The following is a 20,509-nucleotide window of genomic DNA, read 5'->3' on the forward strand; positions in this document are numbered from 1 at the left end:
ACGCTCCAGGCTTCCGATGAACTGCCCTGCCGACTCCTGCCCCGCCCCCGGCCGCGCCGCGCGCGGTGCACCGCCCGTGCTGAGCACGGGCATGACGCTTTTCTTCGCCGCGACGGTCGGCGTGATCGTGATGGACCTGTTCGCCGCGCAACCGCTGACGGGCCCGATCAGCGCCGACCTGCACCTGCCGCCCGGTCTCGCGGGCCTCGTCGCGATGCTGCCGCAACTCGGCTACGCAGCCGGCCTCGTGCTGCTCGTGCCGCTCGTCGACCTGCTCGAGAACCGCCGGCTGATCGTCGCGACGCTCGTCGCGTGCGCGGCCGCGCTCGCGCTGCCGGCGTTCACGCGGTCCGGCACCGTCTTCCTGCTCGCGACGCTGGCCGCCGGCGCCGCGTCGAGCGTGATCCAGATGCTGGTGCCGATGGCCGCGTCGATGGCGCCCGAAGCGCAGCGCGGCCGCGCGGTCGGCAACGTGATGAGCGGGCTGATGCTCGGCATCCTGCTGTCACGGCCGCTCGCCAGCCTGATCGCGGGCACGGCCGGCTGGCGCGCGTTCTACGCGCTGGCCGCGCTCGCGAACGCGGCGATCGCGGTAGTGCTCGCGCTGCGCTTGCCGCCGCGCGTGCCGCCGGCTGCGGCCGGTTATCGCGCGCTGCTCGCGTCGATGGGCCGGCTGCTGGCCGACGAAGCGGTGCTGCGCCGGCATGCGCTGTCGGCCGCGCTCGCGATGGCCGCGTTCAGCGCGTTCTGGACCGCCGTCGGGCTGCGGCTCGCGCAACCGCCGTTCGGCCTCGACCTGCACGGCATCGCGCTGTTCGCGTTCGCCGGCGCGAGCGGCGCGATCGTCACGCCGCTGGCCGGCCGCGCCGGCGATCGTGGCCACGGCCCGGCCGCGCAGCGCATCGCGCACGTGACGATGCTCGCGGCGCTCACCGTGCTCGGCATCGCCGGCGCCGGCTGGTTCGGCTTCGATGCGCACGCGCATCGCAGTGTCGCGCTGGCGCTGCTCGCCGGCGGCGCGGCGCTGCTCGACGCGGGCGTGATCGTCGACCAGACGATCGGCCGCAGGGAAATCAACCTGTTGAACCCGGCCGCACGCGGGCGGCTGAACGGGCTGTTCGTCGGGTTGTTCTTCGTCGGCGGCGCGCTCGGCGCGGCGCTGGCGGGCAACGCATGGGCGTGGGGCGGGTGGAGCGCCGTGTGCGGCGTCGGCTTCGCGTTCGCGGGCGCGGCCGCGGCGTTCGGCTTGTCGGGCGGGCGCCGGAGCGGCACCGCGGCGTGGCCGCGCGCGTAACGCGGGCCCGGACATGAAAACGCCCCGCCCTCTGACGAGGCGCGGGGCGTCCGGCGGGCCGCGTGGCCGCGTTGGCCGAAATCAGTGACGGACCAGCGCCATCATCGCGCCGAAGCCGACAAAGATCCCGCCCGTCAGCCGGTTGAACACCTTCGCGACGCTCTGGCTCTTCAGCGTCGCGCCGATGCGCGTGCCGAACGACGCGTAGACGAGATACCAGCTGACCTCGATCACCGCGAACGTGACGACGAGGATGCAGAACTGCGGCAGCGTCGGCTCGGCTGCATTGATGAACTGCGGCAGCAGCGCGGCCGCGAACAGGATCGCCTTCGGGTTGCTGCCCGCGACCAGGAAACCGTTGCGGAACAGCGCCCAGCGCGATGCCGACGTGCCTTGCGAAACCGCATCGACGTTCGCGGCCGGCGCGTCGTCGACGCGTGCGCGCCACGCCTTCACGCCGAGATAGATCAGGTAGGCGGCGCCCGCGAAGCGCAACGCATCGAACGTCGCCGGCCACGCCTCGAGCACCGCCCCGAGCCCCGCCGCGGACACCGCGAGCATCAGCACCAGCGCGCTCAGGCAGCCGGCCATCGTCGACGCCGAGCGGCGCAGCCCATGCTGCGCGCCGTGCGTCATCACGAGCAGCATGTTCGGACCGGGAATCGCCGACACGACGAACACCGTCGCCACGAAAAGCCACCACGTATGCAGGTTCATGACCGCCCCGACCGAAAGAGAATTGAAATGTCGATTATGCCGTGCGCGCGGCGTTTTTGTCCCGCGTCGGCTCAGCGGCCCGCGCGGCGCAGCGCGACTTCGCCGAGCACCGCGAAGTCCTGTTCGCCGCCGCCGTGCGCGAGCGCATCGAGTAGGCTGTCGCGCACGACGCTCGCCACCGGCAGCGGCACCGACGCCGCGTCGCCGGCCTCCAGCGCGAGCCGCACGTCCTTCAGCCCGAGGCGCGCCTTGAAGCGCGCGGGTTCGTAGCTGCGCTCGGCGATCATCCCGCCGTAGCCTGCGTAGACCGGCCCCGGGAACACGCTGTTCGTGATCACGTCGAGGAAATCGCGCATCGCGACGCCGTGCGCGCCGAGCAGCGCGGACGCCTCGCCGAGCGTCTCGATCGCCGACGCGAGCGTGAAATTCGCCGCGATCTTCGCGACGTTCGCATGCTGCGGCAGCGAGCCGAACCGCCAGGTCTTCTGGCCGATCGCGTCGAACAGCGGCTGCACGCGGTCGATCGCCTCGGCCGGGCCGCCGGCCATGATCGTCAGGCGCGCGGCGGCTGCGACGTCCGGGCGTCCCATCACGGGCGCGGCGACGTACTCGAGGCCGCGTGACGCATGCGCGTGCGCGAGCGACTCGGCGAGCGCGACCGACACCGTCGCCATGTTCACGTGGATCAGGCCGCGCGGCGCCTGCGCGAGCAGCGCGTCGTCGAATACTTCGCGCGCGGCCGCGTCGTCGGCGAGCATCGAGAACACGGCATCGCCGCGAAACGCATCGGCCGGCGTCGCGACGATCTGCGCGCCCAGCGCGGCGAGCGGCTCGGCGCGCTCGCGCGACCGGTTCCAGACCCGCACGGCGTGCCCCGCCTTCAGCAGGTTCGTTGCAATCGCCTGCCCCATTTCGCCCAGCCCGATAAATCCGAGATCCATTTCCCCGCTCCTTCGACCCGTGAAGCGGGGAGTTAAACACAGATGGCGGCGGCCTGCAGCCCCCGGCGACCGGCCGTGCGCGGTGCGATACTGCGCCAATGGCGACCGCGACCTTCCGCTTCCACGGCGAATTGAACGCGTTTCTCGCGCGCGAGCAGCGCGAGTGCGCGTTCGCGCATGCGTTTGCGCGCGACGCGACGGTCAAGCACGCGATCGAGGCACTCGGCGTCCCGCATACGGAAATCGGCCTGCTCTGCGTGAACGGCGCACCGGCCGCCCTCGGCCGGCCGCTCGGCGACGGCGACCGCGTCGACATCCATCCGGAACGCGCGCAGCCGGCGGCCGCCTCGCCGCTACCGCAACCGGACCGCTGGCGCTTCGTCGCCGACGCGCATCTCGGCGGCCTCGCGCAGCTGCTGCGCCTCGCCGGCTTCGACACCTGCTACGACAACCACTACCGCGACGACGAACTCGCGGCGCTTGCCGCGCGCGAAGGCCGGATCGTGCTGACCCGCGACCGCGAGCTGCTGAAGCGCCGCGCGGTCGTGCGCGGCTGCTACCTGCATGCGCAGCAGCCGGACGCGCAGCTGCGCGAGCTGTTCGCGCGGCTCGATCTCGCGCCGCACATGCGGCCGTTCCGGCTGTGCCTGCGCTGCAACGCGCCGCTGCACGCGCTCGATGCGGCGGACGCCGCGCCGCGCGTGCCGCCGGGCGTGCGCCAGCGGCACCGGCGCTTTGCCGCGTGCGACGTGTGCCGGCGCGTGTTCTGGGAAGGGTCGCACTGGCGGCGCATGCGCGCGGTGGTCGATGCGATGCGCGCGCCGCCGCCCGATGCCCTCGACGTCGCGGACGCCTGAAAAAACAAAACCCCGCAGGCCGAAGCATGCGGGGTTTCGCGACGGCCGGCCGGCAGCGGCGCCCCCGGCGGAGCGTGCTTAGTTCTGCGCGCCTGCGTCGTTCCGGACGTGGCTGACGCCTGAAAAAACAAAACCCCGCAGGCCGGAGCGTGCGGGGTTTCGCGACAGGGGGCCGGCAGCGCCGACCCGGTGAAGCGTGCTTAGTTCTGCGTGCCTGCGTCGTTCGTGCCGGCGGCCGAAGCGGCTGCAGCCTTCGCCTTGCCCTTGGCCGAACCGTGTTGCTTCAGCTGGTGCTTCGGCTTGCTGTGATCCTTCTTGGCCGGTGCCGGTGCAGCAGCCGACGTGTCGGCTGCCGGCGCCGACGCCTGTGCGAATGCCGAAACCGATGCGAGAGCGAATGCTGCGGTCATGATCGAAGCGAGCGTCTTCTTCATTGTTCTTCCTTTAGCGGAGAAAAAGTCAAACGTACCGGTAAGAGATGCGAGGCATCCGCATCGGAACATCAGTCGCGCCGGGCTCCCGGTCGCCGCCGGACGGGTCGGCTCTCGCCTTTCCGCCTCGGCAAATACTGACGCACAGGCTCCATAACGCATCGCCCGCGCGGCGAGTTGACATGCAGCTTGCATCGTTCGGGTTTCCCCGGGGGCACGGGTTTCGCGCCCGCGCGACGCGCCGCCGGGACCTGCGTCAATCGTCCGACAAACCGGCTCTCGCGCCCGTCGCCCCGACGCTATACTGGCCACCTTCCGTCCCAACCGGACGCGGCCGGTCACGAGACCGCCGCCGTCGCAAGGCGCCCAAATTGCCCGATCACAATCTGGACAAACTGAAAATCGACCGGCGTCCGATCGCACCCGCGCCACGCCGGCGCCGGTGGGTCCGCTACGCGGTCGCCGCCGGGCTCGTCATCGTCGCGATCGTCGCCGCGCTGGCGCTCACCGGCCGGCCGACGGTCGACACGACCTCCGTCACGTCCGCCTACCCGTACCAGAACGACACCCAGCTCAACGCGACCGGCTACGTCGTGCCGCAGCGCAAGGCGGCGGTCGCGTCGAAGGGCCAGGGTCGCGTCGAGTGGCTCGGCGTGCTCGAGGGCACGCGCGTGAAGAAGGACGAGATCATCGCGCGGCTCGAAAGCCGCGACGTGCAGGCGTCGCTGGCACAGGCACGCGCGCAGGCGCAGGTCTCCCGTGCGAACCTCGGCGTCGCGCAGGCAGAGCTGAAGGATGCGGAGATCGCGCTGCGCCGCACCGCCGCGCTCGCGCCGAAGGGCGCGGTGCCGGCCGCGCAGCTCGACATCGACACGGCCCGCGTGAACAAGGCACGCGCGTCGGTCAACAGCGACGAAGCCGCGATCGCGTCCGCCGAAGCCAATGCGCAGGCCGCGCAGGTCGCGGTCGACCAGACGGTGATCCGCGCGCCGTTCGACGGCATCGTGCTCGCGAAGCACGCGAACGTCGGCGACAACATCACGCCGTTCTCGTCCGCGTCGGACAGCAAGGGCGCGGTCGTGACGATCGCCGACATGGACACGCTCGAGGTCGAGGCCGACGTCGCCGAATCGAACATCGCGAAGATCCGCGCGGAGCAGCCGTGCGAGATCCAGCTCGACGCGCTGCCCGACATGCGCTTCGCGGGCCGCGTGTCGCGCATCGTGCCGACCGTCGACCGCTCGAAGGCGACCGTGCTGGTGAAGGTGCGTTTCGTCGACCGCGACGAGCGCGTGCTGCCCGACATGAGCGCGAAGATCGCGTTCCTGTCGAAGCCGGCGTCGCCGCAGGACCGGCAGCCGGTGACGGCCGTGCAGGCGAGCGCGGTGGTCGAGCGCGACGGCCGCCCGGTCGTGTTCGTCGTGAAGGACGACACGGTGCGTGCGACGGCGGTGACCCGAGGCGCGCGGATCGGCGAACTCGTCGCGATCCGCGGCGTGAAGCCCGGCGACACGGTCGTGCTCGCGCCAGGCGCGAAGCTGAAGGACGGCGCGAAAGTCGCCGTCGCGAAGAAGTAGCGTGGCGCGCGTGAACGACGCCTCGCCGCCCCTCGTCGAGATCAGCCACGTCGCGAAGTCGTACCGGCGCGGCAACCAGGTCGTGCCGGTGCTGACCGACATCACGCTCGACATCGGCGCAGGCGACTTCGTCGCGCTGATGGGGCCGTCGGGTTCCGGCAAGAGCACGCTGCTCAATCTCGTCGCCGGCATCGACCGGCCCGACAGCGGCGAGTTGCGCGTGGGCGGCCTCGACATCTCGCGGCTCGAGGAAGCGCAACTGGCCGAATGGCGCGCGGCGAACGTCGGCTTCATCTTCCAGTTCTACAACCTGATGCCGGTGCTCACCGCATTCGAGAACGTCGAGCTGCCGCTGATGCTCACGCACCTGTCGCGCCGCGAACGGCGCGAGCGCGTCGAGCTGGTGCTCGACATGGTGAATCTCGGCGACCGGACCAGCCATTACCCGTCCGAGCTGTCGGGCGGCCAGCAGCAGCGCGTCGCGATCGCGCGCGCGTTGATCACCGACCCGGTGCTGATCGTCGCCGACGAGCCGACCGGCGACCTCGACCGCGCGTCGGCCACCGACGTGCTCGCGATGCTGCAGCGGATGAACGCGGAGCTCGGCAAGACGATCATCATGGTGACCCACGATGCGCACGCGGCTGCCGCCGCGCAGTCGCTCGTGCATCTGGAGAAAGGAGAATTGATCGATGGGCACGCCGTCTGACGGACGGGAGCGCGCACGATGATGGTGTTCAAGCTGATCGCGCGCAACGCGCTGCGGCACCGGCTGCGCACGCTGCTGACCGTGCTCGGGCTGACCATCGCGGTGCTGGCGTTCGGGCTGCTGCACACCGTCGTCGACGCGTGGTACGCGGGCGCGGCCGCCGCGTCGAGCGGCCGGCTCGTCACGCGCAACGCGATCTCGCTCGTGTTCCCGCTGCCGGTCAGCTACGAGAACCGGATCCGCGGCGTCGACGGCGTGACGGCCGTGGTCCGCTCGAACTGGTTCGGCGGCATCTACCGCGACCCGAAGAACTTCTTCGCGAGCTTCGCGGTGTCGGAAAACTACCTCGACCTGTATCCGGAATTCATCCTCCCGGCGCAGCAGCGCGCCGACTACGTCCGCGACCGCCGCGGCTGCCTGGTCGGGCGCCAGCTCGCGACGCAGTTCGGCTTCAAGGTCGGCGACGTGATTCCGCTGAAGGGCACGATCTATCCGGGCACGTGGGATTTCGTCGTGCGCGGCATTCTCGACGGCCGCGACGACTCGACGATCACGCGCCAGCTGGTGTTCCACTGGGACTACCTGAACGAGACGGTGCGCAAGCGCACGCCGAAGCAGGCCGACCAGGTCGGCGTGTTCGTGCTCGGCGTCGCGCACCCGGACGACGGCGCCGCGATCGCGCGCAACGTCGACGCGGTGTTCAGGAACTCGCTCGCCGAAACGCTGACCGAGACCGAACAGGCGTTCCAGCTCGGCTTCGTCGCGATGTCGAACCAGATCATCGCGGCGATCCGCGTCGTGTCGTACGTGGTGATCCTGATCATCATAGCCGTGATGGCGAACGCGATGGCGATGAGCGCGCGCGAACGCACCGCCGAATATGCGACGCTGAAGGCGCTCGGCTTCGGCCCCGGTTTTCTCGCGCTGCTCGTGTTCGGCGAATCGGTCGTGATCGCGGTGGCGGGCGGCGGGCTCGGGATGCTCGCGACGCCGCCGGCCGCGAGCCTCTTCAAGCAGGCCGCGGGCGGCATCTTTCCGGTGTTCAGGGTGTCGGACGGGACGATGGCGCTGCAGGCCGCGTGCTCGATCGCGGTCGGCTTCGCGGCCGCGCTGGTGCCGGCGTGGCAGGCGGCACGCGTGCGCGTGGTCGAAGGCCTGCGGGCGATCGGCTAGAGGCGCGCATCGATGGCCATTCCGCTCACCTACATCGCGCGCAACCTGTGGACCCGCCGGCTCACCACCGCGCTCACCGCGGGCGGGATGGCGCTGGTGATCTTCGTGTTCGCGACCGTGCAGATGCTCGACGCGGGGCTCACGCAGACGCTCGTGTCGACCGGCGAACCCGACAACGCCGTGGTGATCCGCAAGGGCGCGGAAACCGAGATCCAGAGCGCGATCGACCACCAGCAGGCCAACGCGCTCGAGATGCATCCGGCCGTCGCGCTCGGCCCCGACGGCCGGCCGCAGGTGTCGAAGGAAGCCGTCGTGCTGATCTCGCTCGTGAAGACGTCGACCGACAAGCCGTCCAACGTCGTGATCCGCGGCGTGTCGCCGGCCGGCCTCGCGCTGCGCCCGCGCGTGAAGCTCGTGGCCGGCCGCACGTTCGCGCCGGGCTCGTCGGAGATCGTCGTCGGCAGCGCGATCGCGAGAGGCTTCAGCGGCACGCAGCTCGGCGACCGCCTGCATTTCGCGCAGCGCGACTGGACCGTCGTCGGCATCTTCGACGCGGGCGGCAGCGGCTTCGATTCGGAGATCTGGGGCGACGTCGACCAGCTGATGCAGTCGTTCCGGCGCACCAGCTATTCGTCGATGGTGCTGCGCATCCCGAGCGCCGACGGTTTCGCGCGCTTCAAGGCCGACATCGACGTCGACCCGCGCCTCACCGACGAAGCGAAGCGCGAGCAGACGTTTTACGGCGACCAGTCGAAGGCGCTGTCGACCTTCATCAACATCCTCGGCATCACGCTGTCGACGATCTTCTCGATCGCCGCGATGATCGGCGCGATGATCACGATGTATGCATCGGTCGCGAACCGCACCGCCGAGATCGGCACGCTGCGCGCGCTCGGCTTCAAGCGCATGAACGTGCTCGCCGCGTTCCTGCTGGAGGCGCTGCTGCTCGGCTTCGTCGGCGGCGTCGCGGGGCTCGCGTGCGCGTCGCTGATGGAGTTCGCGTCGTTCTCGACGACCAACTTCCAGACTTTCTCCGACCTGTCGTTCCGTTTCGTGCTGACGCCCGCGATCGTCGTGAAGACGCTGCTGTTCTCGCTCGTGATGGGGCTCGTCGGCGGGTTCCTGCCGGCGATGCGCGCCGCGCGGCTGAGCATCGTCGACGCGCTGCGCGCGCAGTGACGCGCGCGGCCGCTCACGCGCGGCGCTCGCTCGGCACCCACGCGCCGTGGAACCCGGCCGGCACGCGGCGCGGCAGGTGCACGGTCGCGACCGGCGCCGCGTCGATCGCGCGCGCATCGAGGATCACGACGTCGCTCGTATCCGTCGCCGCGCGGTAGACCACCACCAGCAGCCAGCCGTCGTCCTCGTCGGTGCCGCCCGGGCGCGGCACGAACACCGGCTCGCCATTCTGGTCGCCGGCCGGCACCGCGTAACGCGTCGTCGTGCCGCGCATGTGATCGAAGCGCATCACGCCGCGCATCTCGGTGTGGTTCGGCTGCTCGGCCGCATACAGGTAACGGTAGCGGCGCCCGGTCCGGCTTTCGTTGATGCGCGGCAGCTCGATGCCGCCATCGGCGAGCGGCCCCTCGTCGACCAGCCCGTTCGCGGTATCGATCACGTAGCGCCACAGTTCGCCGACGGGGTTGTCGGCGAACCGGCCGGTGCGCGCGTCGAGCCGCAGGAACCACGGATAGCGCACCGCATCGAGCACGATGCACGACGCATCGCAGTCGTACGCGTTCACCACGTGCTGGATGAAGCACGGCTCGATCCCGAACCAGCGCACGTCGCCGCCGTGGCGCGGCATCACGCCGATCCGCGCGTCGCGGTCGTCGTGCCAGCGCAGCGGCATCCGGTGCCCGTGCTTCAGCATCGCGAAGTCGTAACCCACGTTCAGGTCGAGCAGCAGGCTGCGGGTCTCGGTGATCGCGAGGTCGTGCATCATCGACGGCGCGCGCACGTCGACCGCGAGGTCGACGCGCTGCACGCCCTGCGCGTCCGCGACACCGTAGCGCAGCCACGGCGCGCGCCAGTCCGCGCGAAACAGGATCAGTTCGCCGGTCACCGGATCGACCTTCGGATGCGCGGTCATCGCGCCGCCGAACGCCGCGTGCCGCGCGGGCGCACCGAGCGTGTCGAGCGCGGCCGTGATCGCGAGCGGCGCGCCGCCTTCGGCCAGCGCGAGCAATTCGCCCGCGTGCTGCAGCACGTTCACGTTCGGATTCGTGTCGGGCAGATGCGGCGCCTGCTCCGGCGCGTGAACATCGGCCCAGCGGCGCGTGCGGGCCCAGCGGTTCCGGTAACCCGCGGCGCGGCCGCGTTCGAACGCGATCGCGTGCAGCATCGCCGCTTCCGGCCACCACGACAGCACGTCGTTGCCTTCGAAACGGCCGCCCGGCGGATTCGGGCCGTTGCGCAGCAGCGTGCCGTCGAGTTCGGGCGGGATCGTGCCGGTCACGCGCAGGTCGACGAGGTCGGCTTCGTCGGCGACCGGCGCGATCGCGCCGTGGTTCAGATCGAACGTCGTCATCGCGTCGTGTGCTCCTTCAGCAGTCTTCGGTCGACGGCGGCAGATCGCCGCGCGCCAGTGCGAGCGCATGGTCGCGCACGTCGTCCGGCCAGCCGGCGACCCACTCGGCCAGCCGCGCCAGGTCGTTCGCATACAGCGCGCGCGCGGCCTCCTCGAAACCGGGCAGGTCGCCCGCGATCGCGGACATGAAGTGATAGGCGCGCGCCTGCGCGTCGCGGCGCCGGTCGGCCGCCGCATGCGTGCGCCGCGCGTCCTCGACGAGCTTGCGCAGCGCGACGGACGCGCCGCCCGGCTGCGCGGCGAGCCACTCCCAGTGACGCGGCAGCAACGTGACCTCGCGCGAGACGACGCCGAGCTTCGGACGGCCGCGGCCTCGTTGTTCGCCCGCCCCGCCTCCCTCGCCGGCGGGCGCGGATGCATCGCCCGGCGCTGCCGCGTAACGCGCGCGGATATCGTCCGCCGTGCCGCGCAGGTCGAGGTCGATCGAGCGGCCGGTCGCGTCGTCGAAGATCACGATCGTGCCGGACATGGCGTCGCCGGCCTCCTGCCGGACCGCGACCGCCACCGTGGCGAGCGGGCCCGACGCGACGCGCCGGTGGCCGTCGAACGCCGTGTAGGAAGGGAGAAGTGTGGAGAGCGTCATCGTGGTCGCCCGTGGGCAGAAATCGGAATGACGCTATTTTTATCCGGGTATAAATTGAATGTCAATATCACCCGGGTAAAAATTTGCCGACGCCGTGCGCGCGTCGGGTGAGCGCGCTGTCCGGTCTTCAGGGCGTCGCTGCCGGCATCGCGGTCACGCGCGCGCTGGCGAGCGCATCGTCGAGCGACACATGCCCTTCGAATGCCGACGACGCCGGTAGCGGCCGGTTTTCCTCGATCGCGTGAGCGAACTGCACGCCGGCGTCGTCGGCAAGCCGTGCGCGCAGCGCGGCGACGCGCGGAAACGCATCCTGCTCGAACACCGCGTGATAGTCGGCCCAGCGGGCGATTCCCGCGAAATACGCGTCGGCCAGCGTGCGTTGCGCGCCGAGCAGCCACGGACCGTCGCCGCGCTCGAGCAGCGCTTCGAGGTGACGGTGCGCCTTCAGCACCTTGCCGCGACCGTATGCCTGCAGCACGGTTTTCTCGGCGCCTTCGGCGCCGTGTTCGTACACGTACCAGAGCGCGCCGAACGCGCTGAAGAACGTCGTGTTCAACCACGCGAGCATGCGGTTCAGACGGTCGAAATCCGCGCTGCCCTGGCGGAACGCGAGGCCGCTGTCGAGCGCCTGTGCGCCGACATGGCCAAGGATCGCGACGCTTTCGGTCAGCACGTCGCCGTTCGCAGTCACGAACGCCGGCGTCTCAGCGGCGGGGTTCAGCGCGAGGAACGCGTCGCTCGTCACGAGGCCCGGCATCGTGATGCGCGACAGCCGGTAAGGCCGGCCTGCCCATTCGAGCGCGACGATCGAGCCGAACGAGCAGCCGGCGGGAATGCCGTAGAGAAGGATCGGAGACATGGGGATTTCGCAGAAGTTGATCGAGCAATCATGCTCCCATGACGAACGATCGCGCAGTAGCCGCTAGAATCGAAACCCGTCGTTTCTCCTGGTGGACGCTGACAGTGAATCTGAACGATCTCTACCTCTTCGTACAGGCGGTCGACGCGGGCAGCATGTCGGCGGCCGCACGTCGGCTCGACCTGCCGAAATCGACGGTCAGCAAGCGCGTGGCCGAACTCGAGCGCACGCTCGGCGCGCGGCTCGTGCATCGCACGTCGCGCAGCTTCCGGCTGACGCCGGTCGGCACCGAATTCTTCGAGCATGCGCGCGCGGCGGTGATCGAGGCCGAAAGCGCGCGCGACGCCGTGCTGCGGCAGGCGGCCGAACCGGCCGGAGTCGTGCGGATCACGAGTTCGGTGCCGGTGGCGCAGCACATCCTCGCGCCATGCCTGCCGGCGCTGGCGATCGCGCACCCGAAGCTGCTGCTGCAGATTCACGCGAGCGACCGGCTCGTCGACATCGCGCAGGAAGGCTTCGACATCGCGGTCCGCAGTCATTTCGCGCCGCTTCCCGATTCCGCACTCGTGCAACGGCCGCTGGCCACGTCGCCGATCGTCGCCGTCGCGTCGCCGGCGTATCTCGCGCGTGCCGGCACACCGGACGCGCCGGCCGACCTCGCGCGGCACGACGGGCTTCATCCGGGTCCTCAACCATGGCGGCTGCAGCGCGCCGGCGACACCGTCGACGTCGCCCCGCGCATCCGGATGCAGGCGGACGAGTCGACGCTGCTGCTGCAGGCCGCGACGGCCGGCCTCGGGATCGCATGCCTGCCCGACTGGATCGCCGGCGCCGCGCTCGCGTCGGGCGCGCTCGTGCGCGTGCTGCCCGGCTGGCGGGCCGGCACCGTCACGACCACACTGCTGATGCCGCACCGGCGCGGCCAGTTGCCTGGCGTGCGCGCCGCGGTCGAGTTTCTCGCGGAACACGTCGCGGCCCACCACGGCGCCGCCCCGGGCGACGCGCACGCGTGAACGGGCCTTCCGCCGAATCGCGCCCGCCTCCAATCGATTCAATTCCTGAATCGATCAAGTCAGTAATTGGCATGAAAGCGCATATTTCGCCGTGACAGAATGATCCGGACGCCGTGCCCCAGGCATCGGCGTCCAACGTCCGGCTTCAGGCCGGCAACACCGCCACGAAAAACGCGCGCACCCGACGCGCAGCCGCATGACGGCACCTTCCGCCCTTCGGAGGAGACACTGATGAATCCGCTTCACGCATTGCCGGCGTCCGCGTCGGCAACGGCCCGGCGCACCCGCGTGCGCTGGCTCGTGCTGACCGTGCTGTTCGCGGTCACGACGATCAACTACGCGGACCGCGCGGCGATCGCGATCGCGGGCCCGGCGCTGGCCCGCGCGCTGCACCTGAGCCACGTGCAGATGGGCTTCATCTTCTCGGCGTTCGGCTGGTCGTACGTGATCGCGCAACTGCCGGGCGGCTGGCTGCTCGACCGCTTCGGGTCGCGCATCGTCTATGCGTTCAGCATCTTCTTCTGGTCGCTGTTCACGCTGCTGCAGGGCGGCATCGGCTTCTTCGGCGGCGCGGCCGCGTTCGCGCTGCTGTTCGGATTGCGCTTCCTGGTCGGCGCGGCCGAGGCGCCGTCGTTCCCGGCCAACAGCCGGATCGTGTCCACCTGGTTCCCGGCCGCGGAGCGCGGCACCGCGTCGGCGATCTTCAATGCCGCGCAGTACGCGGCGACCGTCGTGTTCGCGCCGCTGATGGGCTGGCTCGTGCACGCGTACGGCTGGCAGTCGGTGTTCGCGGTGATGGGCGTGCTCGGCTTCGCGTTCGTGCTGGTGTGGAACCGCACGATGTACGACCCGAAGGCGCACCCGCGTATCAACGATGCGGAGCTCGACTACCTCGCCGAAGGCGGCGCGCTCGTCAACATCGACCAGGCGACCGGCGCGCGCGACGGCGGGCCGTCGATGCGTCACGTGAAGGCGCTGCTGGGGAACCGGATGCTCGTCGGCGTGTACGTCGCGCAGTACTGCATCAACGCGCTCACCTACTTCTTCATCACGTGGTTCCCCGTCTATCTCGTGCAGGCGCGCGGGATGTCGATCCTCAACGCGGGGCTCGTCGCGTCGATCCCCGCCGTGTGCGGCTTCCTCGGCGGGATTCTCGGCGGCATCGTGTCCGACGCGCTGCTCAAGCAGGGCCAGTCGCTGTCGGTCGCGCGCAAGGTGCCGATCGTGATCGGCATGCTGCTGTCGATGTCGATGATCGTCTGCAACTACACCGACTCGCACGTGCTGGTCGTGCTGTTCATGGCGCTGTCGTTCTTCGGCAAGGGGCTCGGCGCGCTCGGCTGGGCCGTCAATGCCGACACCGCGCCGCGCCAGATCGCCGGCCTGAGCGGCGCGCTGCTCAACACGTGCGGCAATCTTTCCAGCATCACCACGCCGATCGCGATCGGCTATATCGTCGACCGCAGCGGCTCGTTCAACGGCGCGCTGGTGTACGTCGTCGCGCACGCGCTGGTCGCCGTGATCTGCTACCTGTTCGTCGTCGGCGAGATCCGCCGCGTCGAGCTGAACTGAACGGCGCGGGCCGCGCCGGCGGGTCCGGCGGCCCGTGCAACAACGGAACCAGGAGCGAACCGATGTCCGAATCCCGCCGTGCCGGCACGCCGCGCGTCACGCGCATGCAGGTGATCCCCGTCGCCGGCCGCGACAGCATGCTGCTGAACCTGTGCGGCGCGCACGCGCCGTATTTCACGCGCAACCTCGTGATCCTCGACGACAGCAGCGGCCACACGGGCGTCGGCGAAGTGCCCGGCGGCGAAGGCATCCGCCAGGCGCTCGAGCGGATGACCGGCCTCGTGGTCGACCAGTCGATCGGGCGTTACCAGGCGACGCTCAATGCGGTGCGCGCGGCGTTGTCCGGCGCCGGTGCGACGGCTGGCCGGACGATCCGGCACGAGGTGACGTCGGCCGGCGAGGCGGCCGTGCTGCGCCAGCCGCACGAGATCAACCTGCGGCTCGACAACGTGATCACCGCGATCGAAGCCGCGCTGCTGGACCTGCTCGGCCAGCATCTCGACGTGCCGGTCGCGGCGCTGCTCGGCGAAGGCCAGCAGCGCGACGCGGTGCCGATGCTCGCGTACCTGTTCTACATCGGCGAGCGGCGCCGCACCGACCTGCCGTATCGCGACGAGACGCACGCCGCCGATCCGTGGTTCCGGCTGCGCAACGAAGCCGCGCTCACGCCAGCCGCGATCGCGCAGCAGGCCGAGGCCGCGGTCGAGCGCTACGGCTTCGCCGATTTCAAGCTGAAGGGCGGCGTGATGGCCGGCGCGGACGAGATGGAAGCGATCGCGGCAATCAAGGCGCGCTTTCCCGACGCGCGCGCGACGCTCGACCCGAACGGCGCGTGGTCGCTCGACGAAGCGGTCGCGCTGTGTCGCGGGCAAGGTCATCTGCTCGCGTACGCGGAGGATCCGTGCGGGCCGGAAGCCGGTTATTCGGGCCGCGAGGTGATGGCCGAGTTCCGGCGCGCGACCGGCATTCCGACCGCGACCAACATGATCGCGACCGACTGGCGGCAGATGGATCATGCGGTGCGGCTGCAGGCGGTCGACATCCCGCTCGCCGATCCGCACTTCTGGACGATGCAGGGCTCGGTGCGGCTCGCGCAGCTGTGCCGCGACTGGGGGCTCACGTGGGGTTCGCACTCGAACAACCACTTCGACGTGTCGCTGGCGATGTTCACGCATGCGGCCGCGGCGGCGCCCGGCACGATCACCGCGATCGACACGCACTGGATCTGGCAGGAAGGCGACGCGCGGCTCACGCGCGAGCCGCTCGAGATCGTCGGCGGCCAGGTGGCCGTGCCGGAGCGGCCGGGGCTCGGGATCGAGCTCGACATGGCGCAAGTCGAGGCCGCGCACGCGCTGTATCGCGAGGTCGGCGGCACGGCGCGCGACGATGCGATGGCGATGCGGTATCTGGTGCCGGGCTGGACGTACGATCCGAAGCGGCCGAGTTTCGGGCGGGGGTGACGGCGGCGGAGCGGGACACGCGGAAAAACAAAAGGGCCCGGTCTTGCGACCGGGCCCTTCGGAATCCGTTGGTGGAGCGGAGGAGGATCGAACTCCCGACCTTCGCATTGCGAACGCGACGCTCTCCCAGCTGAGCTACCGCCCCAACAGACAACCATCATACACATGCATTTCCGCGCTTGGCAATAGGGGTTCCGTCACCCCGGCGCGTCACTTCGACGGCGCGCCGGCCAGCACCCATTCGACCACGGAGCGCAGATCCGCGTCGCTCATGCGCGGGTGCGCCGGCATCGGAATCGCGCCCCACACGCCGGAGCCGCCGTCCTTCACCTTCTTCGACAGCTTCGCGACGGCCTGCGGATCGGACTTGTAGCGCGCGGCGATGTCCTTGAACGACGGACCGACGAGCTTGCGGTCCACTGCGTGGCAGCCCATGCAGGCATTGCCGCGCGCGACCTTCAGGCCGTCGCCGACGTCCGCATGCGCCGTGCCGAGCGCGCCGGCCGCGAGCGCGGCCGCCGCGGCGTGCACCATCCAGTGCTTCAACTTCATCTGCGTCGACTTCATTGCGGCGTGGCCTTCGGGTTACCCGGATGCACGCTCGACGAATTCGAGATCGGCGCCGGCGGTTGCAGCGGCGTGGACTGGACCGACGCATCGGGCACGGCACCGACCGTCGCGGCATCCGCGGGCGCGGCGGCGGGCTGCGCGCCGGACGCCCCGCTCGGCGACGCGGCCTGCAGTGCCTGCGCGTCCTGCGGCTGGATGTACTGGAACACCTTCACGACCTTCTCGACGCCCGGCACCTGGCTCGCCGCATCCGCGCCGCGATTGCCTTCGTCGACCGTCACGAGACCCAGCAGGTAGATGTTGCCGCGCTCGCTGACGACCTTGTAGTAGTTCGCCGACAGCCCCTTCGTCGCGATGAACTCGGACTTCACGCGTCCTTCGAGATACGAGTCGTTCGCGCGCGACGACAGCGACGATGCCGGCTCGACCGACAGCTCGTTGACGATGCCGTTCACGTTGTTGATGCCGCGCACGATTTCCTCGGCGCGCTGCTTCGATGCGTCGTTCGGCACTTCGCCCGTCAGCAGCACGCGGCGGTTGAACACCGTCACGTTCACGTGCGACTGGTCCGGCAGCCCGTTGTTGATCTGCGTGAGCGACTTGACCTGGATCTCGCGATCCTCGGTCTGCGCGCCGAGCGTGCGGCGATCGGTCGCGATCAGCGCGCCGCCGCCGGCCGCCGCACCCAGCACGCCGAGCACGCAACCCTGCAGCGACATCGCGAGGCCCGCCGTGAGCGCGGCGAGCAACGTGGTTCTGACGAGCGTCTGTTTGACGCGGCTTTGGTTCATCGACGGCTCTCCTTCGTTCAATCCTCACCCAGCAGCATCGCGTCGATGCCGTCGCACAGGCAGTGGATGGTCAGCAGATGGACTTCATGGACGCGCGCCGCGCGCGAGGCGGGCACGCTGATCGGAATATCGGTATCGGACAGCGCGGCCGCGACGGCTTGGCCGTCGCCACCCGTCAGCGCGACGACGGTCATCTCGCGCTCGTGCGCCTCGTCGATCGCAGCCAGCACGCGCGGCGACGCACCGCTCGCGTCGAGCACCAGCAGGATGTCGCCGGTCTGCCCGAGCACGCGCACCTGCTGCGCGAACAGCTGGTCGACGGCGGATGCCCCCATGAGGCCGCCCTGCGACGCATCGGTGGCCAGCGCGATCGCGGGCAGGCCCGGACGCTCGCGCTCGAAGCCGCCGACGAGCGACACGGCGAGGTAGTGCGCGGCAGCGGCCGACGGGCCGTCGCCGCACGCGACGATCTTGTTGCCGTTCGCCAGCGCGGCGAACATCGCATCGACCGCGGCTGCGATCGGCAGCGACAGCGCGTCGGCCGCTTCGGCGTGTAGCGCGGCGCTGTCACGGAAATGTTGCTGAATACGTTCGACTGACATCGATTCCTGGTGAACTGGGCGCGTGGGCACACCGCGCGCAACGTCATGGGTGCGGCGAGTTTACCGCACTCCGGCACCCTCTCCGGGGGTATGACGAGAACTCTTTACATCTCGTCACAGCTCGCGGCTACGCATCGTCGGCACGAAATGCATCGCGCAGCCACTCGAGCCGGCCGGCCTCGAACGCGACGACGTCGAAACGGCACGCGGCACCCGCGCCATGCCGTACCCAGAAATGAAGCGCGGCCGCGACCAGACGCCGCCGCTTGCGCCAGCCGATGCTCGCGGCCGCGCCGCCGTGCCGCGTGCTGCGCCGCGCGCGCACCTCGACGAACACGAGCGTGCCGTCGGGCGTGCGCATCACGAGGTCGAGTTCGCCGCCGCGCATCGCCACGTTCGCCGCGACGAACGCGAGACCGCGGCGCTCCAGGAACTGCCGCGCGCGCTGCTCGAACGTCGCGCCAACCGACCTGGATCGCGCCGCGCCGGAAAAGTTGCCGCCGCCGCGCGGCAAACCGCGCTCGCCGCCCGGCGCGGCCGGCGCCGCGTGGCACAATGCCGTCCTTGTTCCGCTTGCGCCGCGATTGCGCGCATTGCCTGCCATGACTGCCCTCCTCGAACTCGCGCAAACACAGCACTACCCGGACGCCGCGCTCTACGTGGTCGCGACGCCGATCGGCAACACCGCCGACATCACGCTGCGCGCGCTGCACGTGCTCGGCCTCGCCGACCGCATCGCGGCCGAAGACACGCGCAACACGGGCCAGCTGCTGGCCCGCTACGGGATCTCGAAGCCGCTCGTCGCCGTGCACGAGCACAACGAACGCGAAGCCGCGCTACGCGTGATCGAGCTGCTGCGCGCCGGCGAACGCGTCGCGTACGTGTCGGACGCCGGCACGCCCGGCATTTCGGACCCCGGCGCGCGGCTCGTCGACGCCGTGCGCGCGGCCGGCTTCGCGGTGATTCCGCTGCCGGGCGCGAGCGCGGCCGTGACCGCGCTGAGCGTGGCGGGCGACTGGGCCGGCACGTTCACGTTCGCGGGCTTCCTGCCGCCGAAGGCGAAGCAGCGTGCGAGCGCGCTGCAGGCGCTCGTGCAGCACCCGTACGCGCTAGTCTTCTACGAAGCGCCGCACCGGATCGCGGACACCGTCGCCGCCCTCGCCGACGTGTTCGGCCCCGCGCGCCGGCTGCTGATTGCGCGCGAGCTCACCAAGCTACACGAGCAGCTGTTCCAGGGCACCCTGGCCGAAGGACAGAGCTGGCTCGACGGCGATGCGAACCGGCAGCGCGGCGAGTTCGTGCTGGTCGTGGAAGGCGCGCCGGCCGACGGCGGCGAAGCCGACGACACCGCGCACGACGCGCTGCTCAAGCTGCTGCTGGAAGAAGTGCCGGTGAAGAGCGCGGCGAAGCTCGCGGCCGCGCTGACGGGCGCGTCGCGCAACGCGCTGTATGCGCGCGCGCTGGTGCTGAAGGAAGGCTGACGCGCGAGCACGGACGGCCTCCGCCGCCCGGCACGCGGAAATGCAAAAGGGCTGCCCGAAGGCAGCCCTTTTGCGTAGGCGGACGAACCGCCGCGTTACCTCGCCGAGACCGACGCCAACATTTCGTCGCGTGCCTCGCGCGCTTCCTGCGGCGACAGCCCTTCGATCTTCACGCGGCCCGTGCCGGCGTGCACGAGGCCGATCATCCGGGCAGCGGCATACGACAGGTCGAGCACGCGGCCGCGCTTGTACGGCCCGCGATCGTTGACCTTCACGACGACCCACTTGCCGGTCGACGCGTTCGTCACCCTGATGTACGACGACAGCGGCAGCGTGCGGTGCGCGGCGGTCAGCGCGTTCATGTTGAAGCGCTCGCCGTTCGCGGTGCGGCGGCCGTGGAAATCCCGGCCATACCACGATGCCCGGCCCGTCTGGCGGAAGTCGGACACATCCTTGCCGTCGATCGGCTCGGCGTCCGCCAGCGACGACTTCTTCGCGTCCTTGCTGTCGGCAGCCGGCATCGATGCCAGCGCGGAATCGAAATTCAGTTGCTGCTTGTCGTCATCCGCTTTCGCGGCCGCGGCCGTCTTGTTGGCCGCGTTCTTCTGGTTGTCGCTGCCGGTGGTCTGGCTGGGTGGCACCGCACAGCCCGTCAGCGCAAAAAATAAAGCAATGGTCCCGAATCGAGTCGGAAATCGAAAATTCATCGACGTGTCGCCTTCTGGTTCGGGCCGCACCAGTACAACGCTGCTCAACAACGCAGATATGCGGCCCGGACGGCAAATGCGTGCACGCCCCGCTCGGCTATGCGAGCAGGCGGCTAGCATGGGCGCGGCTTTCGTCTGTGCCGCAACCGTCCTGATTAGTTTTCACGTCTGGCGCAACCTGTCCCCGGCAGCCTGACCAGACCCCACATGCCGCCATCGAACATGGCTTTCACGTTCGCGCGCGTCGCGTACAGCCAACGCACAGGAACGGCGGCACAGGCCTCATCCGGCGGCGCGGCAGCAGGGCCGCAGACGGGCGCGCAGCACCCGGCCGGACAAGACGTGAGCACCGAATGCTCGGTGCTGGATACACCGCCGGACTCCCCGGCGGTCGATGCTTGACGGTGAATCCGACACCCCGTTTAACGGGGTCGAAACACCAGCGAATTGCGTGAAATTCACGCGCAATGGGGCGCATTATACATAAACCAAAAGCCTGTCTCGAAAAGGCCCCCGTCCGGACCATTGATTCTCGCTATGGCTGTAACAATCGGGATGCTCCGGGATTGCCCGCACGAGCGG

The 20,509-nt window shown here is 70.1% G+C and carries 21 protein-coding genes and 1 tRNA gene; 10 read left to right on the forward strand and 12 right to left on the reverse strand.

Annotation, left to right across the window (positions count from 1 at the left end; translation table 11 throughout):
- The first annotated feature begins 16 nt into the window (after window positions 1–16).
- A complete protein-coding gene (locus U4Z31_RS15360; RefSeq protein ID WP_321810726.1) occupies window positions 17–1,294 on the forward strand; it encodes an MFS transporter in 1,278 nt (425 codons plus the stop codon).
- An 81-nt stretch (window positions 1,295–1,375) separates the two neighbouring features.
- Here the strand turns inward: U4Z31_RS15360 and U4Z31_RS15365 are convergent, their stop codons facing one another.
- Both U4Z31_RS15365 and U4Z31_RS15370 read right to left on the reverse strand, forming a co-directional pair.
- Window positions 1,376–2,011: a LysE family translocator gene (locus U4Z31_RS15365; protein WP_321810727.1), complete on the reverse strand. Its 636-nt coding sequence runs from the start codon at window positions 2,009–2,011 to the stop codon at window positions 1,376–1,378.
- 71 nt (window positions 2,012–2,082) lie between these two features.
- A complete protein-coding gene (locus U4Z31_RS15370) occupies window positions 2,083–2,994 on the reverse strand; it encodes an NAD(P)-dependent oxidoreductase (RefSeq protein WP_260427334.1) in 912 nt (303 codons plus the stop codon).
- A gap of 56 nt (window positions 2,995–3,050) precedes the next feature.
- Here U4Z31_RS15370 and U4Z31_RS15375 point away from each other — a divergent pair, with 56 nt between their 5' ends.
- Window positions 3,051–3,809 carry a Mut7-C RNAse domain-containing protein gene (locus U4Z31_RS15375; protein WP_321810728.1) on the forward strand — a complete coding sequence of 253 codons (759 nt, stop codon included), beginning with the start codon at window positions 3,051–3,053 and terminating at the stop codon, window positions 3,807–3,809.
- A gap of 200 nt (window positions 3,810–4,009) precedes the next feature.
- On the opposite strand, the gene U4Z31_RS15380 is transcribed toward U4Z31_RS15375, so the two are convergent.
- Window positions 4,010–4,243 carry a hypothetical protein gene (locus U4Z31_RS15380; protein ID WP_044846339.1) on the reverse strand — a complete coding sequence of 78 codons (234 nt, stop codon included), beginning with the start codon at window positions 4,241–4,243 and terminating at the stop codon, window positions 4,010–4,012.
- Between the two features lie 368 nt (window positions 4,244–4,611).
- On the opposite strand from U4Z31_RS15380, the gene U4Z31_RS15385 reads away from it, so the two are divergent.
- The 4 genes from U4Z31_RS15385 to U4Z31_RS15400 are packed head-to-tail and all read left to right on the forward strand — an operon-like array spanning window position 4,612 to window position 8,878.
- On the forward strand, window positions 4,612–5,817 hold the full coding sequence (locus U4Z31_RS15385) for an efflux RND transporter periplasmic adaptor subunit (protein ID WP_321810729.1): 1,206 nt from the start codon (window positions 4,612–4,614) through the stop codon (window positions 5,815–5,817).
- 10 nt (window positions 5,818–5,827) lie between these two features.
- Window positions 5,828–6,526: an ABC transporter ATP-binding protein gene (locus U4Z31_RS15390; protein ID WP_124520499.1), complete on the forward strand. Its 699-nt coding sequence runs from the start codon at window positions 5,828–5,830 to the stop codon at window positions 6,524–6,526.
- An 18-nt stretch (window positions 6,527–6,544) separates the two neighbouring features.
- The gene (locus U4Z31_RS15395; protein WP_321810730.1) at window positions 6,545–7,699 is read left to right on the forward strand and encodes an ABC transporter permease; all 1,155 of its coding nucleotides are present in this window, start codon (window positions 6,545–6,547) and stop codon (window positions 7,697–7,699) included.
- A 12-nt stretch (window positions 7,700–7,711) separates the two neighbouring features.
- Window positions 7,712–8,878: an ABC transporter permease gene (locus U4Z31_RS15400; RefSeq protein WP_321810731.1), complete on the forward strand. Its 1,167-nt coding sequence runs from the start codon at window positions 7,712–7,714 to the stop codon at window positions 8,876–8,878.
- A 13-nt stretch (window positions 8,879–8,891) separates the two neighbouring features.
- Here U4Z31_RS15400 and U4Z31_RS15405 read toward each other — a convergent pair whose 3' ends face one another.
- The 3 genes from U4Z31_RS15405 to U4Z31_RS15415 form a co-directional block, all read right to left on the reverse strand.
- Window positions 8,892–10,229, reverse strand: coding sequence for a carotenoid oxygenase family protein (locus U4Z31_RS15405; RefSeq protein ID WP_321810732.1), 1,338 nt, complete (start codon window positions 10,227–10,229; stop codon window positions 8,892–8,894).
- Between the two features lie 16 nt (window positions 10,230–10,245).
- Window positions 10,246–10,872 carry a DUF2239 family protein gene (locus U4Z31_RS15410; protein ID WP_321810733.1) on the reverse strand — a complete coding sequence of 209 codons (627 nt, stop codon included), beginning with the start codon at window positions 10,870–10,872 and terminating at the stop codon, window positions 10,246–10,248.
- 127 nt (window positions 10,873–10,999) lie between these two features.
- Window positions 11,000–11,731, reverse strand: coding sequence for a glutathione S-transferase (locus U4Z31_RS15415; protein WP_321804053.1), 732 nt, complete (start codon window positions 11,729–11,731; stop codon window positions 11,000–11,002).
- A gap of 38 nt (window positions 11,732–11,769) precedes the next feature.
- Between U4Z31_RS15415 and U4Z31_RS15420 the strand changes: the two genes are divergently transcribed.
- From U4Z31_RS15420 to U4Z31_RS15430, 3 genes are all read left to right on the forward strand, one after another.
- Window positions 11,770–12,744 (forward strand): LysR family transcriptional regulator, encoded by a 975-nt coding sequence (locus U4Z31_RS15420; protein WP_321810734.1) that lies wholly within the window; start codon window positions 11,770–11,772, stop codon window positions 12,742–12,744.
- Between the two features lie 231 nt (window positions 12,745–12,975).
- Window positions 12,976–14,316, forward strand: a complete 1,341-nt coding sequence (locus U4Z31_RS15425) for an MFS transporter (RefSeq protein ID WP_321810735.1) — start codon at window positions 12,976–12,978, stop codon at window positions 14,314–14,316.
- A gap of 62 nt (window positions 14,317–14,378) precedes the next feature.
- Window positions 14,379–15,776: an enolase C-terminal domain-like protein gene (locus tag U4Z31_RS15430; RefSeq protein WP_321810736.1), complete on the forward strand. Its 1,398-nt coding sequence runs from the start codon at window positions 14,379–14,381 to the stop codon at window positions 15,774–15,776.
- 69 nt (window positions 15,777–15,845) lie between these two features.
- On the opposite strand, the gene U4Z31_RS15435 is transcribed toward U4Z31_RS15430, so the two are convergent.
- The 5 genes from U4Z31_RS15435 to U4Z31_RS15455 all read right to left on the reverse strand — a co-directional run bounded on the left by U4Z31_RS15435 (window position 15,846) and on the right by U4Z31_RS15455 (window position 18,295).
- Window positions 15,846–15,921: transfer RNA gene (locus U4Z31_RS15435), tRNA-Ala, on the reverse strand.
- 65 nt (window positions 15,922–15,986) lie between these two features.
- The gene (locus tag U4Z31_RS15440) at window positions 15,987–16,343 is read right to left on the reverse strand and encodes a c-type cytochrome (protein WP_321810737.1); all 357 of its coding nucleotides are present in this window, start codon (window positions 16,341–16,343) and stop codon (window positions 15,987–15,989) included.
- A complete protein-coding gene (locus U4Z31_RS15445; protein WP_044846349.1) occupies window positions 16,340–17,137 on the reverse strand; it encodes a BON domain-containing protein in 798 nt (265 codons plus the stop codon). The genes U4Z31_RS15440 and U4Z31_RS15445 overlap by 4 nt, the downstream gene beginning before the upstream one ends.
- A 17-nt stretch (window positions 17,138–17,154) precedes the next feature.
- Window positions 17,155–17,739: an SIS domain-containing protein gene (locus U4Z31_RS15450; RefSeq protein ID WP_124520491.1), complete on the reverse strand. Its 585-nt coding sequence runs from the start codon at window positions 17,737–17,739 to the stop codon at window positions 17,155–17,157.
- A 127-nt stretch (window positions 17,740–17,866) separates the two neighbouring features.
- Complete coding sequence (locus U4Z31_RS15455; protein WP_321810797.1) at window positions 17,867–18,295, reverse strand: YraN family protein; 429 nt, start codon at window positions 18,293–18,295, stop codon at window positions 17,867–17,869.
- A 46-nt stretch (window positions 18,296–18,341) separates the two neighbouring features.
- Between U4Z31_RS15455 and rsmI the strand changes: the two genes are divergently transcribed.
- Entirely contained in the window at window positions 18,342–19,220 is an 879-nt protein-coding gene (rsmI, locus tag U4Z31_RS15460; RefSeq protein ID WP_044846352.1) for a 16S rRNA (cytidine(1402)-2'-O)-methyltransferase, read from the forward strand.
- A gap of 95 nt (window positions 19,221–19,315) precedes the next feature.
- Here rsmI and U4Z31_RS15465 read toward each other — a convergent pair whose 3' ends face one another.
- On the reverse strand, window positions 19,316–19,927 hold the full coding sequence (locus tag U4Z31_RS15465) for a septal ring lytic transglycosylase RlpA family protein (RefSeq protein ID WP_044846353.1): 612 nt from the start codon (window positions 19,925–19,927) through the stop codon (window positions 19,316–19,318).
- Window positions 19,928–20,509 lie beyond the last annotated feature (582 nt).

It is taken from the genome of Burkholderia sp. BCC1985 (assembly GCF_905339915.1).
Taxonomy (GTDB): Bacteria; Pseudomonadota; Gammaproteobacteria; order Burkholderiales; family Burkholderiaceae; genus Burkholderia.